21 protein-coding genes are annotated in these 22,301 nt (G+C 64.3%); 12 read left to right on the forward strand and 9 right to left on the reverse strand.

Translation table 11 applies throughout. The annotated features are described in order from the left end of the window. Nucleotides 1-13: 13 nt before the first annotated feature. From rpsT to dnaA, 3 genes are all read left to right on the forward strand, one after another. Nucleotides 14-280 (forward strand): 30S ribosomal protein S20, encoded by a 267-nt coding sequence (gene rpsT / locus AC4NN3_RS11415; RefSeq protein ID WP_193337576.1) that lies wholly within the window; start codon nt 14-16, stop codon nt 278-280. A gap of 491 nt (nt 281-771) precedes the next feature. Beyond that, the gene (locus tag AC4NN3_RS11420) at nt 772-873 is read left to right on the forward strand and encodes a hypothetical protein (RefSeq protein WP_491927314.1); all 102 of its coding nucleotides are present in this window, start codon (nt 772-774) and stop codon (nt 871-873) included. 334 nt (nt 874-1,207) lie between these two features. Further along, nucleotides 1,208-2,662 (forward strand): chromosomal replication initiator protein DnaA, encoded by a 1,455-nt coding sequence (gene dnaA / locus AC4NN3_RS11425; protein ID WP_491927213.1) that lies wholly within the window; start codon nt 1,208-1,210, stop codon nt 2,660-2,662. 52 nt (nt 2,663-2,714) lie between these two features. On the opposite strand, the gene AC4NN3_RS11430 is transcribed toward dnaA, so the two are convergent. After that, entirely contained in the window at nt 2,715-3,572 is an 858-nt protein-coding gene (locus AC4NN3_RS11430) for an SDR family NAD(P)-dependent oxidoreductase (RefSeq protein ID WP_491927214.1), read from the reverse strand. A 201-nt stretch (nt 3,573-3,773) separates the two neighbouring features. Here AC4NN3_RS11430 and dnaN point away from each other — a divergent pair, with 201 nt between their 5' ends. From dnaN to AC4NN3_RS11450, 4 genes are all read left to right on the forward strand, one after another. Beyond that, nucleotides 3,774-4,895 carry a DNA polymerase III subunit beta gene (gene dnaN, locus AC4NN3_RS11435; protein ID WP_491927215.1) on the forward strand — a complete coding sequence of 374 codons (1,122 nt, stop codon included), beginning with the start codon at nt 3,774-3,776 and terminating at the stop codon, nt 4,893-4,895. A 153-nt stretch (nt 4,896-5,048) separates the two neighbouring features. Beyond that, nucleotides 5,049-6,161 (forward strand): DNA replication/repair protein RecF, encoded by a 1,113-nt coding sequence (recF, locus tag AC4NN3_RS11440; protein WP_491927216.1) that lies wholly within the window; start codon nt 5,049-5,051, stop codon nt 6,159-6,161. Between the two features lie 102 nt (nt 6,162-6,263). Further along, entirely contained in the window at nt 6,264-8,717 is a 2,454-nt protein-coding gene (gene gyrB / locus AC4NN3_RS11445) for a DNA topoisomerase (ATP-hydrolyzing) subunit B (protein WP_491927217.1), read from the forward strand. Nucleotides 8,718-9,396: 679 nt separating this feature from the next. After that, nucleotides 9,397-10,059: a hypothetical protein gene (locus tag AC4NN3_RS11450; protein WP_491927218.1), complete on the forward strand. Its 663-nt coding sequence runs from the start codon at nt 9,397-9,399 to the stop codon at nt 10,057-10,059. 2 nt (nt 10,060-10,061) lie between these two features. Here the strand turns inward: AC4NN3_RS11450 and AC4NN3_RS11455 are convergent, their stop codons facing one another. Beyond that, entirely contained in the window at nt 10,062-11,012 is a 951-nt protein-coding gene (locus tag AC4NN3_RS11455; RefSeq protein ID WP_491927219.1) for a toll/interleukin-1 receptor domain-containing protein, read from the reverse strand. Nucleotides 11,013-11,148: 136 nt separating this feature from the next. Here AC4NN3_RS11455 and AC4NN3_RS11460 point away from each other — a divergent pair, with 136 nt between their 5' ends. The 3 genes from AC4NN3_RS11460 to AC4NN3_RS11470 all read left to right on the forward strand — a co-directional run bounded on the left by AC4NN3_RS11460 (nt 11,149) and on the right by AC4NN3_RS11470 (nt 13,497). Beyond that, nucleotides 11,149-11,718 (forward strand): tetratricopeptide repeat protein, encoded by a 570-nt coding sequence (locus AC4NN3_RS11460; protein ID WP_491927220.1) that lies wholly within the window; start codon nt 11,149-11,151, stop codon nt 11,716-11,718. Between the two features lie 344 nt (nt 11,719-12,062). Continuing rightward, nucleotides 12,063-12,350, forward strand: a complete 288-nt coding sequence (locus AC4NN3_RS11465; RefSeq protein WP_491927221.1) for a type II toxin-antitoxin system HicB family antitoxin — start codon at nt 12,063-12,065, stop codon at nt 12,348-12,350. A gap of 124 nt (nt 12,351-12,474) precedes the next feature. Then, nucleotides 12,475-13,497, forward strand: a complete 1,023-nt coding sequence (locus AC4NN3_RS11470; RefSeq protein WP_491927222.1) for an LLM class flavin-dependent oxidoreductase — start codon at nt 12,475-12,477, stop codon at nt 13,495-13,497. Here AC4NN3_RS11470 and arsK read toward each other — a convergent pair. The 4 genes from arsK to AC4NN3_RS11490 are packed head-to-tail and all read right to left on the reverse strand — an operon-like array spanning nt 13,448 to nt 16,066. Beyond that, entirely contained in the window at nt 13,448-14,683 is a 1,236-nt protein-coding gene (gene arsK, locus AC4NN3_RS11475; RefSeq protein WP_491927223.1) for an arsenite efflux MFS transporter ArsK, read from the reverse strand. The genes AC4NN3_RS11470 and arsK overlap by 50 nt on opposite strands. 43 nt (nt 14,684-14,726) lie before the next feature. Continuing rightward, nucleotides 14,727-15,029 carry an ArsR/SmtB family transcription factor gene (locus AC4NN3_RS11480; RefSeq protein ID WP_491927224.1) on the reverse strand — a complete coding sequence of 101 codons (303 nt, stop codon included), beginning with the start codon at nt 15,027-15,029 and terminating at the stop codon, nt 14,727-14,729. A gap of 57 nt (nt 15,030-15,086) precedes the next feature. Then, nucleotides 15,087-15,617, reverse strand: coding sequence for a hypothetical protein (locus AC4NN3_RS11485; RefSeq protein WP_491927225.1), 531 nt, complete (start codon nt 15,615-15,617; stop codon nt 15,087-15,089). Nucleotides 15,618-15,619: 2 nt separating this feature from the next. Beyond that, nucleotides 15,620-16,066: an Lrp/AsnC family transcriptional regulator gene (locus AC4NN3_RS11490; protein WP_491927226.1), complete on the reverse strand. Its 447-nt coding sequence runs from the start codon at nt 16,064-16,066 to the stop codon at nt 15,620-15,622. A 33-nt stretch (nt 16,067-16,099) separates the two neighbouring features. Between AC4NN3_RS11490 and AC4NN3_RS11495 the strand changes: the two genes are divergently transcribed. Next, on the forward strand, nt 16,100-17,476 hold the full coding sequence (locus tag AC4NN3_RS11495) for a D-amino acid dehydrogenase (protein WP_491927315.1): 1,377 nt from the start codon (nt 16,100-16,102) through the stop codon (nt 17,474-17,476). A 241-nt stretch (nt 17,477-17,717) separates the two neighbouring features. Next, on the forward strand, nt 17,718-20,351 hold the full coding sequence (locus tag AC4NN3_RS11500) for a transglycosylase domain-containing protein (protein ID WP_491927227.1): 2,634 nt from the start codon (nt 17,718-17,720) through the stop codon (nt 20,349-20,351). A 52-nt stretch (nt 20,352-20,403) separates the two neighbouring features. Here the strand turns inward: AC4NN3_RS11500 and AC4NN3_RS11505 are convergent, their stop codons facing one another. From AC4NN3_RS11505 to AC4NN3_RS11515, 3 genes are all read right to left on the reverse strand, one after another. Then, a complete protein-coding gene (locus tag AC4NN3_RS11505; protein ID WP_491927228.1) occupies nt 20,404-21,087 on the reverse strand; it encodes a L,D-transpeptidase in 684 nt (227 codons plus the stop codon). 57 nt (nt 21,088-21,144) lie between these two features. Continuing rightward, a complete protein-coding gene (locus AC4NN3_RS11510; RefSeq protein WP_491927229.1) occupies nt 21,145-21,486 on the reverse strand; it encodes a hypothetical protein in 342 nt (113 codons plus the stop codon). 69 nt (nt 21,487-21,555) lie between these two features. Next, nucleotides 21,556-22,287: a M48 family metallopeptidase gene (locus AC4NN3_RS11515; protein ID WP_491927230.1), complete on the reverse strand. Its 732-nt coding sequence runs from the start codon at nt 22,285-22,287 to the stop codon at nt 21,556-21,558. Nucleotides 22,288-22,301: the final 14 nt, after the last annotated feature.

The raw sequence follows: 22,301 nt of genomic DNA on the forward strand, positions 1-22,301 counted from the left end.
CAAGAGGACCATTATGGCCAATACGCCTTCAGCCAAAAAGGCTACCCGCAAGATCGAAGCCCGCACCGCGGTCAACAAGTCGCGCCGTTCGCGCGTCCGCACCTTCATCCGCAAGGTTGAAGAAGCCATTGTTGCCGGTGACCACAAGGTCGCCATGGAAGCGCTGCATGCGGCCGCTCCCGAGATCAACCGCGCTGCGACCAAGGGCATCGTTCATGCCAATCTGGCCGCTCGCAAGATCAGCCGCCTGAACAGCCGGGTCAAGGCGCTCAGCGCCTGATTGGCTGCCAAAAGGCTCCCTGACCGGGCTGCCGACAATTGACGAGACGGGCTCCGCAAGGAGCCCTTTTTGTTTGTCGGGCCGGTGAGCAAGCTATTCCGATTTGACACGCATGTGTCATCGGCGTGACACTGCCGCCGCTACGGGCTAATGTCGCGCAGGCTCGGTATTTCTTGAGTTTTGATAGGGCTTTGCGCCATCGCCAGACCGTCACCAGACTGTCATCTGCACTGCCCGAGGCAAAAAACGGACCCTGCGGAGAAATAAAATTTTGCTGCCCCCGGACCGCTGCGAAGGCGAATCTGCGTTGAGTCACAGCGCCTTGGTTTACCGGGCTCGGGGCCAGAGGCCGGGCCCAAAAATACAACCTCAGAGTCAAGCCCCCATTTTGCAGATTCCCCGGTTGCTAGCCCAAAATCGTCCCTCTAAAGTGATCTGGTCAGCCGGCGAGAAGACGCCGCCAATGAGCGTCCGAGACAGCTGACCGGGTCATATTCGGGGCGTTGTTTTTAAGTTATTCGGGGCGTTGTTCTAGATCAAAGTTCGGCACAGGCCGAGACGGTTTGAATGGTGAAGGTTGTGTTGGCAGCTGATGTGGCTGCCGGTCCGATCTGGGCCGGCAAGATTTTTTTGAGACCTTAGGCCCGTTTTCGGCCTGGTTCATGACAGTTGCGTAGGTAACACCCCGCCGGCCCGCCCGGTGGACAAGATAGATGCGTCCGTATCAACGGGCGCAGGAGCGAAGCCATGGCTGCGTGGGCACACGGGCCAGCCATGGCACAGACAAATACCGGCCGGGCTTTGCGGACCAGCCGGAACCAATATGGGGCTGAAGGAATGACGCGACAGGCGACCGCTGACAGGGAGAATTGGCCCCCGGCCAATCCCCCAGTGAAAAGCACGATCAACAAAGGCGAAACTCCTGTCATGACCCCATCCGATTCCGGCCAAGCCCAACGCGAGCTCTGGAACCGGGTGCGGGCCCGCATCAAGACCGCCGTCGGCGTGGATGTGTTCACCTCCTGGTTTGCCAGCCTTGAACTCGAGGAAATCGTGGACGACGTCGTCCATCTGTCCGCACCCACGCGCTTTCTGTGTTCCTGGGTTCAGTCCAACTATCTCGAGCGCATCCTCGAGGCCTTCCGCCAGGACATTCCCGAGATCGGCCGCATCCAGGTGACGCTGCGCGTCAATGGTCAGGCGCGGCCGCGCTTCACCCCGGTCGTTGCCGAGCCGGTGGTCGGCGAAACCCCGAGCGCCCCCGCCCCCAGCCATGCCGCGCCCATGGCCAACGTGGCCCGCTTCAGCCGGGACAATGCGACCGCCAGGGGCGATGCCCTTTCGGGCAGCGCCATTGATCCGCGCATGACCTTTGACAGTTTCGTCGCCGGCGAGGCCAATGAAATGGCCTTCGGCGTGGCCAAGCAGATCGCCAATGCCGCCGCCAACAATGCGGTGACCTTCAACCCGGTCTATATCCATTCCACGGTCGGCCTGGGCAAGAGCCACCTGCTCAACGCCATCGCCCATGCCGTGCAGTCGGCGGATGCCAGCAAGAACATCGTCTACCTGACCGCCGACCACTTCATGTACCATTTCATCACCGCCGTGCAGCGCCAGTCGGCGCTCGGCTTCAAGGAATGGCTGCGCCGCGTCGACCTGCTGCTGATCGATGACATGCAGTTCCTGCAGGGCAAGTCGGCCACCGAATTCGGCCATACGCTGGGCACGCTGCTCACCGGCGCCAAGCAGGTCGTGGTGGCCGGCGATGCGCCGCCGCGCGATCTCGAAATGCTCGACGAGCGCGTGCGTTCGCGCCTTTCGGGCGGCCTGGTCGTGCCGATCTCCGGCTTTGATCTCGAACTGCGCCGCGCCATCGTGCAGCGCCGCGCCGACCAGTCGACCGCCCGCTACGGCATGCACTTCCCCACTCCGGTCATCGACTATATCGCCCGCGCCGTCATCAGCCATGGCCGCGACCTCGATGGCGCCGTCAACCGCCTCGTCGCCGCCAACCAGTTGACCGGCGAACTGATCACCGTGCCTTTGGCCGAAAAGACCCTGGGCGACCTGATCCGCAGCCGCGAGGCGCGCCGTGTCCGCATCGAGGATATCCTGCGCATCGTCTCGCGCCACTACAAGGTGCCGCGCAACGAGCTGCTTTCGGCCCGCCGCAGCCGCGACGTGGTGCGGCCGCGCCAGATCGCCATGTTCCTGGCCAAGGCCCTGACCTCCCGCTCACTGCCCGAAATCGGCCGGCGCTTCGGCGGCCGCGACCACACCACCGTGCTGCACTCGGTGCGCAAGGTCGAGGCCATGATCAAGGATGACGTCGAACTCGGCCAGGAGATCGAACTGCTCAAGCGCATGCTCGAGGAATAGGCGGCCATCTCCGGCATTGGAATGGCGGGTCCGGTGCCCGCCATTTTTGCGCCTAGGCCTTCGGCATCACCGGCAGATCCTTTGCCATGAAGGCGGCAAATTCGTCCTTGTAGTCCTTATGCCAGCGCGACAGGGCCGGGCGGTTTTCGATGATATCCATCGCGTTCCAGAAAATGCGCTTGTGGTCGACCGCGTTGGGCGTGTCGTCATCGGGGCAGAGGATGAAGAAGCGGTCGTCGGCGATGAGCTTTTCCATATGCTCGACCACCTGCTCTGGTCGCCAGGCGCCGGGCCGGTGTTCGGCCTCGCCCGTCGTGGTCCAGCCCGGGATCAGCAGATGCGCGCTGATGGCGCAGCCGGCCCGCTCGCGCAGGTCGCGGGCCAGGTTCTGGCTATAGGCGTTTACTGCTGCCTTGGACGTGTTGTAGGCCGGATTGCCCGGCGGATTGGTGAGGCCCTGCTTGGAGCCGGTATTGACGATGACGGCAGGCTTTGCCGCCGCCAGCATGCCAGGCAGAAAGGCCTGCACGCCATTGACCACGCCCAGCACATTGACGGCAAAGACCCGGGCCCAGTTGTCATGGGCGTCGAGGATCCCACCCGGTCCGCCCGCTACGAAGGCTGCGGCATTGTTCATCAATAGCGTCGGGCTTCCCCAGCGCGCCTGCACCTCGTCGGCGAGCGCCAGCATGGCCGCCATGTCGGCGACATCGGCCGTGCTGGTGATGACGCTGTCGCGGCCAATCGTCTCACGCAGGCTCTCGGCCGTTGCCGCCAGCTTGGCTGCGTCCACATCGACCAAAGCCAGGCGCATGCCGGCCGCCGCGGCACGGCGCGCTGCGGCCCGGCCAATGCCGCTGGCACCCCCGGTAATCACGGCAATGCCGCCGGCTGCAAAACTCTGGGCCATCGGGTTCTCCTCCTGATTGTCTGCTTCCCAGCCTAGACCCTTATGCGCCCCCGCGCAGCCCGCCGGGCCGGCTCGATAGCTGGTGGCAAACTGCTTGCTGCCCTTGCCTTTTGGTCACCAAATTGTAAATGTCCACAGCCCGGCTCGCCGGGGGTTTTTTGCTGCCGCCGTGCAGCCGCGTAGTGCCAGGGATATTGCCGCATGAAAGTCACGCTCGAACGCAATCATCTGCTCAAGTCGCTGAGCCATGTGCACCGGGTTGTGGAGCGTCGCAACACCTATCCCATCCTCGCCAACGTGCTGTTCAAGGCCGGCGACGACAAGGTCGAGCTGCGCGCCACCGACCTCGACATCGAGGTCACCGAAAGCGTGCCCGCCATGGTCTCGACGCCCGGCACCACCACAGTCCCCGCCCATACGCTTTACGAAATCGTCCGCAAGCTCAGCGATGGCGCTGAAGTGCGGCTCGAGACCGATGGCGGCGAGAACATGGTTCTGACCTCCGGCCGCTCGCGCTTCAATCTGGCCTGCCTGTCGCCCGACAGTTTCCCCGACCTCAAGTCGGGCGCCTTCGGCCACGAATTTTCCATGCCGGTCACCGCGCTGCGCGAGCTGATCGAGCGCACCCAGTTCGCCATCTCCAATGAGGAGACGCGCTACTACCTCAACGGCATCTATTTCCACACCATCGACATAACCGGCACCGGCACGGTTCTGCGCGCCGTGGCCACCGACGGTCACCGCATGGCCCGCGCCGAGATCGACGCGCCCGATGGCGCCAAGGGCATGCCCGGCATTATCGTGCCGAAAAAGACCGTCGGCGAAGTGCAGAAGCTGCTCGACGGCGCCGAGGGCGAGGTGCTGGTGGAAGTTTCCGATACCAAGATCCGCTTCACCGTCGGCTCGGTCGTGCTGCTCTCCAAGCTGATCGAAGGCACCTTCCCCGACTATGACCGGGTGACGCCCAAGAACAACGACAAGCAGATGAATGTCGACCGGCAGAGCTTTGCCACGGCAGTCGACCGCGTCTCCACCATTGCCTCCGAGCGTGGCGGCAAGGCCGTCAAGCTGCAGGCCAAGGACGGCCTGCTCGAGCTGTCGGTGACCAATCCCGATCACGGCACCGCCAGCGAGGAGCTTGCGGTGGAATTCGATACCGACGGCTTCGAGATCGGCTTCAACGCCCGCTACCTGCTCGACATCATCGGCCAGATCCGCTCCGAGAGCGCCATCTTCATGTTCAACGATGCCGGCTCGCCCACTTTGGTCAAGGACGAAGGCGAAACCCGCGCGCTCTACGTGCTGATGCCGATGCGCGTGTAAGTGCGCCATATTGCGCGCACCAATCGCGATCGTCACCCTCGGGCTTGACCCGAGGGCGCTTCACTTGCTGATGGATGTCAAGTGCAATGCCCTGGGGTCAGGCCCGAGGGTGACGGGCGGTGGGTTGAACGCTATGATGGCTGGCAAACACACATGATCCGTCATCTCTCCCGCCTGCGCCTGACCGCCTTTCGCAACTATGCCGCGGCCGCGCTTGATCTTGATTCCCGCCACGTCGTGCTGACCGGGCCCAATGGCGCCGGCAAGACCAACCTGCTCGAGGCCATTTCCCTGCTTTCGCCCGGCCGCGGCCTGCGCCGCGCCAGCTTCGAGACCGTGCAGGCCCAGGGCACCGATATCGGCTGGGCGGTTGCGGCAACCGTGGAAACCGATGACGGCCTCGCCGATATCGGCACCGGCGCCTTGCCCGATGGCGGCCGGCGCGTGCGCATCAATGGCGCCAATGCCCGCTCCATCGAGGCGATGAGCGACTATCTGCGCGTACTCTGGCTCACCCCCGCCATGGATGGCCTGTTCTCGGGCCCGGCAGGCGACCGACGCCGCTTTCTTGATCGCCTGGTGACCACGCTCATCCCCAGCCACTCGGCTTCCGTCAGCGACTACGACAAGGCCTTGCGCCAGCGCAACCGGCTGCTTGAGGACCATGGCGACGCCGCCTGGCTCAGCGCCATCGAGGCGCAGCTGGCTGAGCTGGGCGCCTCCATCCACCTGGCGCGCACAGATAGCCTTAGCCATCTGCAGGCGCTGATCGGCCAGAGCCTGGACGATGCCAGCTTTCCGGCCGCCCAGCTGGCGCTGACGCCCCTGTTCGAGGACGACGCCGAGCCCGCTTCCTCGACGGCGCTGGAGGCCGCCCTGGCCGACGCCTGGCAGCGTGGCCGCGGCCGCGATCGCGCCGCCGGGCGGGCGCTGGCGGGGCCGCATCGCGTCGACCTTGAGGTGACCTATGCGCAAAAATCCATGCCGGCCGCCCTGGGCTCCACCGGCGAACAGAAGGCGCTGCTGATCGGGCTGATCCTGGCCCATGCAAGACTGGTCAAGCTGCGCACCACCATCACCCCCTTCCTGCTGCTCGACGAGATCGCCGCCCATCTCGATCCGGACCGCCGCCGGGCCCTGTTTGCCGCCCTCGATGGCCTGGGGACGCAGTGCTTTCTGACCGGTACCGACCGCGTGCTGTTCGAGGCGCTGGGGGATCGCGCCCAGGCCATCACCGTGCGCGATGGCCGGCTGCAGCACGACTAGGGTAAAACCGGGCTCCACGGCCCTGAAAACGGCCATTTTGCTTGGGGATACCACCCCGTTCCGTTAGAACAAATGCACTCTGAAACGACTGATTCGGACCCCATGACCGATAGCGAAACTCCCGTCCCCGAAGAATATGGCGCCGACAGCATCAAGGTGCTGCGCGGTCTTGATGCGGTGCGCAAGCGACCCGGCATGTATATCGGCGATACCGATGACGGTTCGGGCCTGCATCACATGGTCTACGAGGTGGTCGATAATGCCATCGACGAGGCGCTGGCCGGCCATGCCGACCTGGTGACGGTCACGCTCAATGCCGACGGTTCGGTCACCGTCATCGACAATGGTCGCGGCATTCCCACCGGCATTCATACCGAAGAAGGCATCTCGGCGGCCGAGGTCATCATGACCCAGCTCCATGCTGGCGGCAAGTTTGACCAGAACTCCTACAAGGTTTCCGGCGGCCTGCATGGCGTGGGCGTCTCGGTGGTCAATGCGCTCTCGGCCTGGCTCAAGCTCAAGATCCGCCGCGACGGCGAGATCCACGAAATGAGCTTCACCCATGGCGATTCCGACGCGCCGCTGGTGCAGATCGACACCTATGTCGAGAACAAGACGCCGGGCACCTATGAAGGCCGCAGCGGCACCGCCATCACCTTCTTCCCGTCCGACCAGACCTTCACCATGGTCGAGTTCGACTTCAAGACGCTGGAGCATCGCCTGCGCGAGCTCGCCTTCCTCAATTCGGGCGTGCATATCCTGCTCAACGACAATCGCCATCCCGAGCCGGTCAGTGTCGATCTCTATTACGAGGGCGGCCTCGAAGCCTTCGTGCAATATCTCGACAAGTCCAAGCTGGCGGTGATCGACAAGCCCATCACCATGATCAGCGAGAAGGACGGCATCACCGTCGAGGTCGCGCTGCAGTGGAACGACAGTTACCACGAAAACGTGCTGTGCTTTACCAACAACATCCCCCAGCGCGACGGCGGCACCCATCTGGCCGGCCTGCGCGGCGCGCTGACGCGCCAGGTCACCGCCTATGCCGAAAGCTCGGGCATCGCCAAGCGCGAAAAAGTGTCGCTGACCGGCGATGACACGCGCGAAGGCCTGACCTGCGTGCTCTCGGTCAAGGTGCCCGATCCCAAATTCTCGTCCCAGACCAAGGACAAGCTGGTCTCCTCCGAAGTCCGCCCCGTGGTGGAAAACATCGTCAACGACAAGCTCGGCCAGTGGTTCGAAGAGCACCCGTCCGAAGCCAAGGTCATTGTCGGCAAGGTGGCCGAGGCCGCCGCCGCCCGCGAGGCCGCCCGCAAGGCGCGCGAGCTGACCCGCCGCAAGGGCGCGCTCGAAATCTCCTCGCTGCCCGGCAAGCTGGCCGACTGCCAGGAACGCGACCCCGCCAAGTCCGAAATCTTCATCGTCGAGGGCGATTCCGCCGGTGGCTCGGCCAAGCAGGGCCGCGACCGTTCCAACCAGGCCGTGCTGCCGCTGCGCGGCAAGATCCTCAACGTCGAGCGTGCCCGCTTTGACCGGATGATCAGCTCCGACCAGGTCGGCACACTGATCACCGCTCTGGGCACTGGCATTGGCCGCGAAGAGTTCAATGTGGAGAAGCTGCGCTACCACAAGATCATCATCATGACCGATGCTGACGTGGACGGCGCCCATATCCGCACGCTCCTGCTGACGTTCTTCTATCGCCAGACGCCCGAGCTGCTTGAGCGCGGCCATATCTATATCGCCCAGCCGCCGCTCTACAAAGCCACGCGCGGCCGCTCCGAGCAATATCTCAAGGACGAACGGGCGCTTGAGGACTATCTGCTCGATTATGGCCTCGAAGACGCCGTGTTCAAGACCCAGCATGGCATCGAACACGCCGGCGCCGACCTGATGGGCATCCTGCAGCAGTCGCGCGACATCGTCAAAGCCATCGACAACCTCAATACCCGCTACAATCGCAGCCTGGTCGAACAGGCCGCCATTGTCGGGGGGCTCGACCCCGAGGGCCTCAGCGACCCCGCCCGCATCGACAAGACCATGGACCGCGTTGCCAACCGGCTGGACCGCATTTCCGACGAACTCGAGCGCGGTTGGTCCGGCGTCATCACCGACGAAGAGGGCCTGGCCTTCTCGCGCACCGTGCGCGGCGTGACCGAGACCCACCAGCTCGACAAGGCTCTGCTGCAGAGCGCCGATGCGCGCAAGCTGCGCCAGCTGGCGGCCCGGCTGGACGAGATCTATGGCGGCGTGCCCACGCTCACCCGCAAGGACGAGACGACGCAGATCTTCGGTCCGGCCAGCCTGTTCAAGACCGTCACCGATGCCGGCCGCAAGGGAGTTTCCCTACAGCGGTACAAGGGATTGGGCGAAATGAACGCCTCCCAGCTCTGGGAAACCACGCTCGACCCCAATGCCCGCACCCTGCTCAAGGTCGAGGTCACCCAGACCGACGAAGCCGACCAGATCTTCACCGCCCTGATGGGCGACCTGGTCGAGCCGCGCCGCGAATTCATCCAGGACAATGCCCTCAGCGTGAGCAATCTGGACGTCTGAGCGGCTGTGCACACAGGCATAACTTGCGAATTAGGGCCATAACTTGAATCACTTCCCCCGCAGATAGGTCGCCCATCAGGGCGGTGAAGATCTGGTCGGCTTCGTCGGTCTGGGTGACCTCGACCTTGAGCGGTGCGGGCATTGGGTGAGTTTGGTTTCCCAGAGCTGGGAGGCGTTCATCTTGCCCTGCAGTTGATCCAGAAACGAAAACGTCATGGTTACACGTGAGCAGCTGCACGATCTGGTGTGGTCGGCACCTATGACGAAGGTGTCTGAGCAGTTTGGTGTGCCAGCCACCTATCTCGCACGCGTCTGCAGCGCGTTGAACGTACCGAGACCACCGACAGGATATTGGGCAAAGCTGGCGGTAGGTAAGGCGCCCGCCACCGAGCCCCTCCCAGCGGCCCTGCCAGGCACGCAGCTGGCCTGGAACGAGAAGGGAGGTCCGCTGCCAGCGGCGGCTGGTCCATCTCGTCCTACGGCCCCACGCAGGCGGCGGTCTGCCTCGAGGGCTACCGTTCCGGCGACCGATGTCCACCCGATCGTCCGCAGCACACGAGCCGAATTCTTTCGATCCAGGCCTGTCGAGCACGGGGGCTACCTCAAGCCTTACAAGAAGCTGCTGCCGGACGTGAGCGCCTCCGCGGCACAGATCGATCGTGCGCTCGGGCTCGCCGGCATGCTCTACAACGAACTCGAAGCTCTGGGAGCCAACGTTGCCATTGCTCCGGGCGATCAGCGTTGGCACGGGAAGAGCGTTGATGCACGGGAGGTGCCACAGAAGGAGCGGCAATACTCCTACCACTCGAGTAGTGCTTGGTCGCCTATGCGGCCCACGGTTGCGTTCTTCGATGAGGCGGCCATTGCGATAGCTGTGGTGGAGATGTCGGCTGAGATCATGCTCCGATACATCGGTGACGGCTACATCAGAGAGACCGAATACCAAGCCAACATCAGGCGATATCGTTACCAGCACACCTTCACCACGACCGCGGAACTGCCCATTGGTCGCATCCGGGTGGTGTTCCCATTCCAAGTAGGAGTTGATCCGTACAACGGTACGGACGCACCTCCTACACTTAGCCGAATGAGGGGGCAGCTTGAGCAGCATCTGGATGACTTGAGAGCGGTCTTGGTCGAGGCAGGGGTTTCAGGACCCTATATTTTCCAAATGACCTTCTCCAACCTGGATGGGCAAAAAGCCTTGAAACTGTTTTTCCCAAGCGGGTGCGACGAGGTTCGGGTGCGAGGTATGGGCATTGTCGACGACATCGAAGCTCCTCTTCATGCAAACATGGCCTATGAGGCTATAGACCGGGCATCGGGTAATCTGGGGGGGTAGGATCACCTTCGCTGCTGCAGGGGCTGGATGAACATCTCCCAGTAGTGCTCCGAGGCGCCCTCGAAGGTAAGCTGCTTGTCCTGATCCCTTCCGTACCCAGATCCGAACAGGGATTTCAGAAACATCCCCTCGCTATCGGCATCCACTGTAAGGCTGCCGTTGGACGAGGTGTCGGAGGCCGAGTCACTGTAGGAGTAGTCGATACCCCTGCCGAACATCCCGCCCATCCGGATCTTGCACCGCGACACGGCCTTGCCACCCAGATAGATGACGCCGGTGAATGAGTTGGCGTCGATCCGGCGAAACGTGCCTTCGATACCTGGGTTTCGCTTGCCCAGTTCAGCGATCGAGTTCTCGAAGAACTTGGCCATGAACTCGAACCCCTCGTTGAGGTAGCGGTCGCGGTCCGCATCCGTGAAGGACTTGGTCACCCGCAGGTTGCTGGACCTGGGGCCCACGGTATCAGCAAAACCCAGGCCGACAGTGCGGGGCGCGGCCACCCTGCCGCCGGCGTCGGACTGCTTCGGCAACGCCGCCCGGATCTGGGACACGACATCCACGAAAGCGTCATCGAGATCCGGCCACTTCACGACCGGCAGGCCGTCCTTGGGGGTGGCAAGCAGGTGGCCGAACCGAGACTTCTTCCAGTCGCAGTTCCTCAGGATCACCGGGATCACCTTGGCGTCGCCGGCTGCATGCCGCTCGAGCGCGATCCCCAGCTCGGTGTCGTAGCAATAGTCCGAGTTCAAGAAGTCGGAGGAAACCAGGATCAGGATGACGTCCGCCTTGTTGATAGCGGCATCGATAGAGCCGGCCAGGTCATCACCGGCGCCGATCCTGCGATCATGCCAGGTGTCGATCGTCCCGTCCCGCTTCAGGATCGCCAGGTGGGCTTCCAGCTTGTCACGCAAGTCTTCGTCACGGTGCGAGTAGGAGAAGAAGACACTTGTCATGGGGTCCCGGGACGAATGGAGGAATCGACACCGGATTGTCCTCGTTTTCAGGCCGCCATGCAAACCCGGGGAAACCGGCGCTTGCGATTCCGAATGATCCGGACGACCGAAATGGGAAGGTTACCAGGAGGTTCAATTGCCAGATGTTGTCGTAGGAGCTTCAACCGCTAAAGACGGTGAATACAACCAAGCGGTCGCATCATTGCATGATGGTGACTATGAGGCCGCACTTGCGATACTGAGACCTATGGCTGAACTGGGGGATCGGGACGCCCAGAACAATCTCGGCACCATGTATGGGGACGGGAAGGCGGTACCGCAAGATTATGTGGAGGCGGTGAAGTGGTATCGTCTCGCGGCTGAGCAGCACAATGCAAACGCCCAGCTAAATCTAGGCGTGGCTTTCGACAATGGATACGGAGTTGAAAAAGATCAGGTTGAGGCAGCGAAGTGGTTTCGTCTTGCTGCCGCGCAGGGAATTTCGGAGGCTCAGTACAACTTGGGAGTTATGCATGCAAAGGGCGAAGGTGTTCTGGAAGACTACGTCCTGTCTTACGCATGGCTGAATGTAGCAGCAGCTGCGGGATACCCCGAAGCGGTGGGCGTTCGAAAGACCGTTGCATCCATGATGACTGCTGAGCAGCTTGCCGAGGCTCAACGTCTGTCTAGGGAATGCCTCGCATCCAATCATAAGAACTGCCCGTAGGCCATTCGTCGTTGAATTCGCACGACAATTTCAGGTGACTCATTTTATGGCCCGAGTTCGGTACCTCATTCGCAAGTTATGCTCCGGTTCCGTCCAGGTTATGCCCCGACATCTCAGTCAGATACCCAGGTTTTCGGGGCCTACGTGATTCAGGTTATGGTTGGCTGCACAGCGGCCGCAGGCAAAATCGCTCCGGTGGAGCGATTTTAGGCGAGCAGGCCATGAGACCTGTGGTCGAATGGCAGCCGGCCATTGTGCCCTCCCGCAACGGGAGGGTGTGGACTGACAGGTGACGGCAGCCTATCGTTCGATCTATCGGCAGGCAGGCTGGGACAGCGAGCCCGATGCGTGACCTCCACTACATTGCCCTGATCCACAAGGAGCCCGAGTCCGGCTATGGCGTGTCATTTCCCGATGTGCCCGGGGTGATTGCGGTCGCTACCACGCTTGACGATGCCATCGCGGAAGCGGCGTCGGTGCTGGCCTTTGCCTTCGAGGACTGGCCCGGTGAGAGGCCTCACCCGCGGACCCTGGAGATGCTGCGCCAGGATCCTGACTTCCGATCGGCTTCGGCAGATGCGATGGTGGCGGTTATCCGCCCGTCCACCGAATATTATCACGCCGCCGAGTAACCGGCGGCGATCGTTCACCCCCACAGACCGGATAGTTCGAACAAACGGTCTTTACCCGGTGCCAGGCCGTACCTAGTTAAGGCACGCTGCGCCACCCATGGCGTCACCCCACCCAGGCATAACCATGAAAAACATCGGTTTCCTCTCCTTCGGCCACTGGTCGCCCTCGCCCCAGTCGGGCACCCGCTCCGCCGGTGACGCGCTGCTGCAGTCCATCGATCTGGCCGTGGCAGCCGAGGAGCTGGGGGCCGACGGCGCCTATTTCCGCGTGCATCACTTTGCCCGCCAGCTGGCCTCGCCCTTTCCCCTGCTGGCGGCCATCGGCGCCAGGACCAAAAAGATCGAGATCGGCACCGCCGTCATCGATATGCGCTACGAAAATCCGCTCTACATGGCCGAGGATGCCGGCGCCGCCGATCTGATTTCGGGCGGCCGGCTGCAGCTGGGCATCAGCCGCGGCTCGCCCGAACAGGTGATCGAGGGCTACCGCTATTTCGGCTATGCCCCGGCCGAAGGGCAGACCGATGCCGACATGGCCCGCGGCCAGACCGAAGTGCTGCTCGAAGTGCTCAAGGGCCATGGCTTTGCCGAGCCCAATCCGAGCCCGATGTTCCCCAATCCGCCGGGCAAGCTGCGGCTGGAGCCCTATGCGCCGGGCCTGCGCGAGCGCATCTGGTGGGGCTCGGCCACCAATGACACCGCCATCTGGGCCGCCAAGCTGGGTATGAACCTGCAGAGCTCCACGCTCAAATTCGACGAATCGGGCAAGCCATTCCACATCCAGCAGGCCGAGCAGATTCGTGTCTATCGTGCCGCCTGGAAGGAGGCCGGCCATGCCCATGAGCCGCGCGTCTCGGTGAGCCGCTCGATCTTTGCCCTGGTCAATGACATGGACCGCGCCTATTTCGGCAGCGGCCGTCCCGAGCAGGACCAGTTCGGCTATATTGAACCGGAAAAGCGCGCCGTCTTCGGTCGCGGCTATACCGCCGAGCCGGACGCCCTTATCAAACTGCTGGCCCAAGATGAGGCCATTGCCGAGGCCGATACCCTGCTGCTCACCGTGCCCAACCAGCTCGGCGTCGACTATAATGCCCATGTCATTGAGTCGATCCTGACGCTTGTGGCGCCGGCACTGGGCTGGCGCTAGGTGCTCGCGTCAGCCAGCCGATGCCGGCAAAGGTGAGCACGGCCATGACGCCTGCTCCTGCTGCCAGCAGCAGGGCGGGCGCCGTGCCCAGCAGCGTCGCCAGCAGCGAAAAAATGAACGGCGCCAGCGCCGAGGCCAGCTGCCGCCCGGCATTGACCAGGCCCAGCCGCGCGCCATAGCCCGTGGTGCCGAACAGGGTTAGCGGCAGCGTCCCGCCGACAATGCTGAACAGGCCCGAGCCCAGCCCGAACAGCACGGCAAAGGCCATGGCGCCCCAGGGCGAGGGCGCGGTGAGCACCAGCACCAGCACGCCCAGCGGCATCAGCCCGGCGGCAATCACCGCCAGCCAGGGTTGCGGCAAGCCGCTGCCCCAGCCCATATTGACCACCCGGCTGAGCACCTGGGCGGGGCCAAACAGAGCCGCCACCGCGACCCCGGCCGAGCCGATGCCCAACCCGGCCAGAATGCCCACCATATGCATCAGCACCGATGAGGCCAGCACGCCGGTCAGCGCGAAGCCGGCCAGCATCAGCCAGCCCAGCATGCGGGCCTGGTCCGGCCGGGCCATACCCAAAGCGACGGCAGGAACCCGCCCCGCAGCCCGGCTCTGCCGCATATGGCCGGCCAGCGCGAAATGCAGCGGCACGCAGGCGACAAGATTGAGCCCGGCAAACACCAGATAGGTGCCGCGCCAGCCCAGCTGCGCCACAAGGAAGGTGGTGAGTGGCCAGAACAGCGTCGAGGCAAAGCCGGCAATCAGCGTCAGATGCACGATCTGCCGCTGCGCCCCGGCGCCGGCGATCTGCGCCAGCGCGGCAAAGGCCAACGGATAGAGCACGAAGGCGGCTGCCAGCTCGATCGCCAGCAGGGCCGCCGTGAAGGACGGACCGTTGGGCGCCAGGGCGCACAGCACCAGCGACAGCGCTGCGGCCAGCGAGCCCAGTCCCATCATCGGCCCGGCGCCATGCCGGTCGGCCAGCCTTCCCGCCCAGGGGGCCACGGCCCCGCTCAGCAGCAGCGAGCCAGCCAGCGCGCCATAGAGCGCCGCCTCCGGCCAGCCAAAGCTGGCCGCCAGATGCGGCGCCAGCGGGCCGAAGCTGTAGTAAAGCGTGCCATAGCCGATCACCTGGGTGAGGCCCAGGCCCCAGATCAGCCAGGCCGGTGCCCGCGGCGGAGAAGTGGTCATTTCGGTGCTGCCGGAAAGATGGAAATAGGGATCAAGGGAAAACTCAGGCGGCCGTCTGGGCCCGGACATCGGCACAGCACTGGCTGGAGAGGAAATCCACCAGGCCGTTCATTGCCGCAAAATTGGCGCGACAGATCAGCTGGGTGCCCTGCCGGTCCTGGCTGACCAGCTCCACGGCCACCAGCCGGTGCAGGTGATGCGACAGGGTCGAGGCCGGAATGCCCAGCCCGGCCTGCAGCCCGCCAACGGGCAGCCCATGGGGCCCGGCCCGCACCAGCAGGCGATAGGCCGCCAGCCTTGTGGGATTGCCCAGGGCTTCAAGCTGGCGGGCAATGTCCTCGAGCATGGCAGGCCTCATCGCGCTATTTCGATATCTATCGAACAAGCAGATGACAGGGTGATGTCAGGGCAGGGAATAGGGTGACTGCGCGCAATTGCTGGCGGCCCAATAGGCATCGACAGGCGTCGCCGCACCGGTCGCCAGTTCTTCGATAGTAGCGGCAAAGGCCATGGCCTGGCACTCGTCGCGCCCGGCCACGACATGCACCATTTCATGCAGCACGGTCAGCACCCGCAAGTCGTCGGCGTCCGGCGTGAAGAATTGCGGGCATAGCACCAGCGGCAAGCGGCCCTGTTCCGGCGGCATGCGCACAAAGGCGGCATAGCGGCTGCACGAGCCGCTTGGTTCGCTGCGGATCTGCAACTCGACCTGGATGTCGCCACCCCAGACCACGCTGGCAAACGGCTGCAGCCGCAAAGCCGCAAGATAGTCGTCGACATCGACGCCGAAGGCGCTGCTGTCCAGAGCCGGCAATGCCCGCTCGGCCAGCGCCAGCGCCGTCGCCAGGGCGCGGTCGAGCAGCGCCTGGTCGTCCGCCCTTGCGCCGGGCATGAGGCAGCAGAGCGTCGTGGCGACCGCGATGCGCAAGAACATGCTCAATTGCGTGTCGGCCGCAGCACATTGCGGATGGCAAAGCTGGACTGGATGCGGGTGACGCTGGGCAGGCGCGACAGCACCTCGGTATGCAGCCGCTCGTAGTCGGCCACGCTCGAGGCCTCGACCCGCACCAGATAATCGGTCAGGCCCGCCATCAGATAGCATTCGCGCACCTCCGCGCAGCCGCGCAGCGCCTGCTCGAAGCGGCGCAGCACGTCATCGGTCTGCCGTTCCAGCGTGATCTGCACGATGGCCACGATGGTCTCGCCCGAGCTGGGCTCGTCGACAATGGCGGTATAGCCGCGGATCACGCCACTGCTTTCGAGCTCGCGCATCCGCCGCAGGCAGGCCGAGGGCGACAGGCCCACCGCCGTGGCGAGGCTGGCATTGCTGATCCTGCCATCCCGGCGCAGCTGGGCAATAATGGCTTGGTCGATCCGGTCCATCTGGACAACTTCCTGCACAATGGCCGCACGATCGTGCGCCTTAGTCGCATTGTTGCAATATTCATCCAACAAAGCGAAGGACATTTCATCGCTTCTGCGCCAGAATTAAGGCTTGATGACGGGCCAGCCGGTCCGGCGGTGCTGTGGGTGGCAAGCATGCGGGTGATCGTTCTGGGCGGCGGCGTGATCGGGGTGACCACGGCCTATTACCTGGCCAGGGCCGGTCATCAGGTCACGGTGCTCGAGCGTCAGGACGGGGTGGCGCTGGAAACCAGCTTTGCCAATGCCGGCGAGATCTCCCCCGGCTATTCCTCGCCCTGGGCCGGCCCCGGCATTCCGCGCAAGGCGCTCAAATGGCTGTTCATGGAACATGCCCCGCTGATCGTGCAGCCGCGGCTCGACGCCGCGACCATCAAGTGGTGCCTTGCCATCCTGCGCAACTGCACCCTGGCGCGCTACCAGCTCAACAAGTCGCGCATGATGCGGCTGGCCGAATATAGCCGCGACCAGCTCGTCGCCCTGCGCGCCGATACCGGCATCACCTATGATCATGCCAGCCTGGGTACGCTGCAACTGTTCCGCACCGAAAAGCAGGTCGAGGGCGCCCACAAGGATACCGAAGTGCTGGCCGCCGATGGCGTGGCCTTCGAAGTGCTCGATGCTGCCGGCTGCATCGCCGCCGAGCCGGGCCTGGCCGGCGCCCGCGACCGCATTGCCGGTGGCCTGCGCCTGCCGCATGACGAAACCGGCGACTGCTTCCTCTTCACCACGCGGCTGGCCGACATGGCCCGCGCGCTGGGCGTCGACTTCCGCTTTGGCGTCACCATCGAAGGCCTCGTCACCGAAGGCGACAAGGTCCGCGCCGTCCACACCAATATCGGCGAACTCCAGGCTGACATCTTCGTCGGCGCCCTGGGCAGCTTCACCCCCGCTCTGGTCAAGCCACTCGGGCTGGACCTGCCGGTCTATCCGGTCAAGGGCTATTCCATCACCGTGCCGGTCATTCACCCCGATCGGGCGCCTGTCTCCACCGTGCTCGACGAAAGCTACAAGGTGGCGGTGACCCGGCTGGGCGACCGCATCCGCGTCGGTGGAATGGCCGAAATCGCCGGCTTCGACACGACCCTGCATGAGCGCCGCCGCAAGACGCTCGAACATGTGGTCACCGACCTTTATGGCGATGCTGGGGACGTCAGCCAGGCCAGTTTCTGGACCGGGCTGCGGCCGATGACGCCCGATGGTACGCCGGTCGTGGGCCCGACGCGCTACGCCAATTTCCATCTCAATACCGGCCATGGCACGCTGGGCTGGACCATGGCCTGCGGCTCGGCCCGGGTGCTGGCCGACCAGATCAGCGGCATCGCGCCCGAGATCGATACCCATGACCTGGGGCTCGCCCGCTACGCCTGAACCAGGCCTGCCTCAATCCTGCCTGTGGCCGCCGCGCAACAGCCGCGCGGTCACGCAAAATGCCCCATAAACCAGCCACATTTTTCCGAAACAAGCTTGGCCGTGATCGCGTGGTCAGCCCCTTTACGGATGCCGGGCCGCGAGTCGATCATGATTGCTCGGCGGGAACTGCTCACCCCTGGTTTCCCATTGGCGCGGAACCGGATAGAAGCGGCCAACGGCACTTCTTTAGGTTCGCTTGATGGATTTTCGCATTTCCGCCGATGACCGCGTTGGCGCCCAGCCCAAAAAGCCGAGCCAGCCCCGTTCGCCTGCTGCCGCCAAGGGTGGTCGGGTCGAGCCCGTCATGGGCTCCTCCGCCAAGGGCCCGGCCGTGGGGGGCTTCAGCCTTGACGAGCGCCCAGCTGGCGGTTCGGGCAATGGTCCCAAGGGTGGCGGCAAGCCACCGCGGCGCGGCAAGGCGAGCACGGCGCGGGCCAAGAAGCCGCGCAAGTCGCGCAGCGGCGGTTTCCTCATGGGCCTGCTGTGGTGGGGCTTTGTCGCCTCGCTCTGGGTCGGCATCGGCATTATCGGCATCATCGTCTATTATGGCGCCCAGCTGCCGTCTTCCAACACCTGGGCCATTCCAGACCGTCCGCCCAATATCCGCATCCTGGCCGCCGATGGCACACTGCTGTCCAATCGCGGCCAGACCGGCGGCGAGGCGGTGACCTATCGCGAGCTGCCCTATTATGTGCCGGCCGCCTTCATCGCCAGCGAAGACCGCCGCTTCATGAGCCATTTCGGCGTCGATCCAATCGGCATGGCCTCGGTGGCGCTCGAAATGATCAAGGCGCGCGGCATGACCCGCGGCGCCTCCACCATCACCCAGCAAGTCGCCAAGAACCTCTTCCTTACCCCCGACCAGAACCTGGGCCGCAAGGTGCAGGAAGCCATTCTCGCGGTCTGGCTGGAGCAGAACTATACCAAGGAAGAAATCCTCGAACTTTATATGAACCGCGTCTATTTCGGCGCCGGGGCAACCGGTATCGAGGCGGCGGCGCAGACCTATTTTGGCGTCTCGGCGCGCAACCTGTCGCTCGGCCAGGCGGCCATGCTGGCCGGCATCCTGCCCGCGCCCTCGGCCTATAACCCCAAATCCAGCCCCGAACGCGCCATCCAGCGCCAGCGCCTGTCGCTCAATGCCATGGCCGAAGAGGGCTATATCACCGCCGAAGAGGCCGCCGCCGCCCAGATCGATCCCAATCAGAGCGTGCGCACCCGCGTCGCCGGCTCGGAATCCTATGTGGCCGACTGGGTCGAAAGCCTGATGACCGCCTATATCGGCGACATCGAAAGCGACGTGATCGTCCAGACCACCATCGACTACAAGATGCAGAAGGACGCCGAGTTCATCGTCCGCGAGCAGGTGGCTGCCGAAGGCGCCAATCGTGGCTTCACCCAGGGCGCCCTGGTCGCCATGGATGTCGATGGCAAGGTCCGCGCCATGGTGGGCGGCGTCGATTACCAGGCCAGCCAGTATAACCGGGCAGTCACGGCCAAGCGCCAGCCCGGCTCGACCTTCAAGCCCTTCGTCTACCTGGCGGCCATGGAAAAGGGCTATACGCCCGACACGCTCGCCGAGGATGCCCAGTTTGACTACAATGGCTGGAGCCCGCGCAATGCCACCGGCAAATATGCCGGCACCGTGACCCTGCGTCAGGGCCTGGCCTATTCGATCAATACCATTGCCGCGCGCCTCGCCATCGACGTCACCCCGGCGGCCGTGGTCGACGTGGCTACCCGCATGGGTATTTCCTCCCCGCTCGAGGCGGTGCCCTCGATCGCCTTGGGCACCCAGGAGGTCAATCTCCTGGAGCTGACCGCGGCCTATGCCCCGTTCGGCAATGGCGGCAATGGCGTCATTCCCAATGTCATCACCACCATCCAGTCCACCGATGGCGACATGCTCTACGAGGCCTCCGATGCCGGCCCCGGTCGCGTCATCTCTCCCGAAGTGCTGGCGCAGATGGACGACATGCTGCGCACCGCCGTCGAGGTGGGCACCGGCAAGCGCGCCAATGTCGGCGGCTGGGATTTCGGCGGCAAGACCGGCACCACCCAGGATGCCAAGGACGCCCTGTTCATCGGCTTCACCTCGGCCATGGTGACCGGCGTCTGGCTGGGCAATGACAATGCCACCAAGACCACGCTGTCGGGCGGCAATGTCCCGGCCACCATCTGGTCCGAATTCATGACCAAGGCGCATGCGGGCAAGCAGATCGCTCCCATTCCGGGTGGCAGTTACCAGGGCCAGCTGGCCGCCCAGCAGGTCATCGACCCGGCCACCGGCCAGGTGGCGATCGATCCCGCCACCGGCCAGCCGCAGGTGCAGTATGTCGACGCCGCCACTGGCCTGCCGGTGCAGACCATGACCGATCCGGCCACCGGCCAGGTTGTGCAGATCGATCCCGCCACCGGCCTGCCCATCGCCGGCGGTGCCCAGCCGATCCAGTCCGGTCAGCAGATGGCGCCTGCCGCAACCGCCCCGGCCGCCGGTGGCATGCTGGTCGACGCCAATGGCCAGCAGATCGATCCGGCCACCGGCATGCCGGTGGGCCAGGTGATCACCGATCAGGTCTATGATTCGGTGACCGGCCTGCCGCTGCAGCCCCAGAGCAATGGCGTGGGCCCGGCGCCGCTTGATCCCAGCACCGGCCTGCCGATGGTGCTGGTCATCGATCCGGCGACGGGTCAGCAGGTCTGGGTGCCCAGCGCGCCTGCCCAGCCGCAGCAGATCCAGCCACCGGCCGCCTTTGGCGAGCCCGTGCCCATCGAGAACCCCAATAGCCAGCGCACGTTGATGGATCTGATCTTTGGCGGGCAGGAGAACTAGCCTGACCGCATGAGACATAAAAAAGGGCCGCCCCATGGGGCGGCCCTTTGTCTTACTGCAGCACGACGATCGGGCTGCCGAATGGGACCCGGTCATAGAGGTCGATGACGTCCTGGAACAGCAGTCGCACGCAGCCACTCGAGACGGCCTTGCCGATCGTGCTGACATCCATATTGCCGTGGATGCGATAGATCGTGTCGACATTGCCCTGGTGGATATAGAGCGCCCGCGCCCCCAGCGCATTGTCGAGCCCGGGCGGCTGGCCGGTCCGGTAGATTTCGAGCTCGGGCTGGCGATCGACCATTTCGCTCGGTGGTGTCCAGACCGGCCATTTGCGGCCATAGGCGATATGGGCCCTTCCGCCCCAGGCAAAGCCATCCCGGCCGATGCCGACCCCATAACGCATCGCCCGACCATCGGGCATGGTCCAGTACAAAAAGCGGTTCGGGGTATCGACCACCACCGTGCCTGCTGGCTCGCTGGTGACATTGGCCACTTCCTGGCGCCAGAACATCGGATCGAGCTGGGCAATTGGGGCGGCGGGGACGGGAAATTCCTCGTCGAGCCGCGGACCATACATGGCCAGCACCTCGATCGGGACCACGACCGGTGCCGGCACGGTCTCGGTACGGCGCGACCCTGTCGTGGTGCAGCCGGCAACAGCAAGAGCGCCCATGCTGGCCAGGCCAGCCATGACGGCGCGACGCGACAATGTCGCGTTTAAAGCAATAGACATATCAATAATCCTTGCCCCGACAGACGGGGCGCTGAGCACAATGGGAAGGCGGCGTGCTCAGGCGGCTCGCGGTGGTCGCAGCAGACGCTCGCCCAGCCAGGGTGTCAGCCGGTCATGCTGCGCTGCCAGTGGCGCATCGCCTTCGGGCGCTCCAGGCAGGACGGGTGCCATGGTGGTGGTTATGGCATTGTGTGGGCCGCAGGGCAGGAAGATACCCGATCCCAGATCGATCTCGCCGCGCTGGATCTGCACCATTACCGGAATGGCGACATTGTCGCTGTCGACGTGATTGAGCACGACGATGGGCGTGCTGACATAGCGATGCGCATGCGCTGTCGTCATCCCGGCAAGGGATGCGACGGCAAAGACCAAAGCGATGAGGACGACCAGGCGCTGCATGCATAGGTGATAGCGGCGCGAATGCGGCAGCAAGGTGGCCGGGGCCGGGGCCGCGTCTCGCAGCGGCAGCTAGCGTGCCATTAGCGTGCGACCGTGTGCTTTTAGCCACGCCCGGCCGCGTTCCATGTCGGGCAGAGTGCGTTTGACCGTGGCCCAGAAGGCCGCCGAATGGTTCATCTCGACCAGGTGCGCCACCTCATGGGCCGCCACATAGTCGAGCACGAAGGCCGGCGCCATGATCAGCCGCCAGTTATAGTTGATGGTGCCCGACGATGAGCACGAACCCCAGCGGGTGGCCTGGCTGCGCATGCGGATGGTTTTGACTGTCACCCCGAGGCGTTCAGCATGCACGGCGCTGCGAACGGTGAGATCGGCATGCGCCTCGTCCTTGAGCCAGTCGGTCAGCCGCCGCGCCTGATGCGCCGGCTCGCCCGGCACCAGCAGCACTATTTCGCCATCGTCCTCGGCCAGCTCCACCCGGCCGCGCAGCTTGCCGGTGCCAATGATGCGGTGATCGACGCCGCGCAGCGGCACCACGCCGCCATCGGTGAAGCTGGTCGCCTGCGGCGCCCGCTTGATGCGGACGGCCAGCCAGTTGTGCTGGCGAGCCAGGAAGGCCTCGGCATCGCTCCACTTGCCATGCGGCGGCAGGGTCAGCAGCGGCTCGCCGCTCGGGGGGAGCGACAGCCGATAGCTCCGGGCCCGCGCATTGATGCGCACGCTGACGCTGACCACCTCGCCATCAATGCTGATGGTGGTGCTGGTCGGGATCTTGGGCTTGCTGCGGAAGAACAGGTTCATGTCGTCTCGGTGAA

The sequence above is a fragment of the Devosia sp. MDV22-iso42 genome, assembly GCF_058629155.1.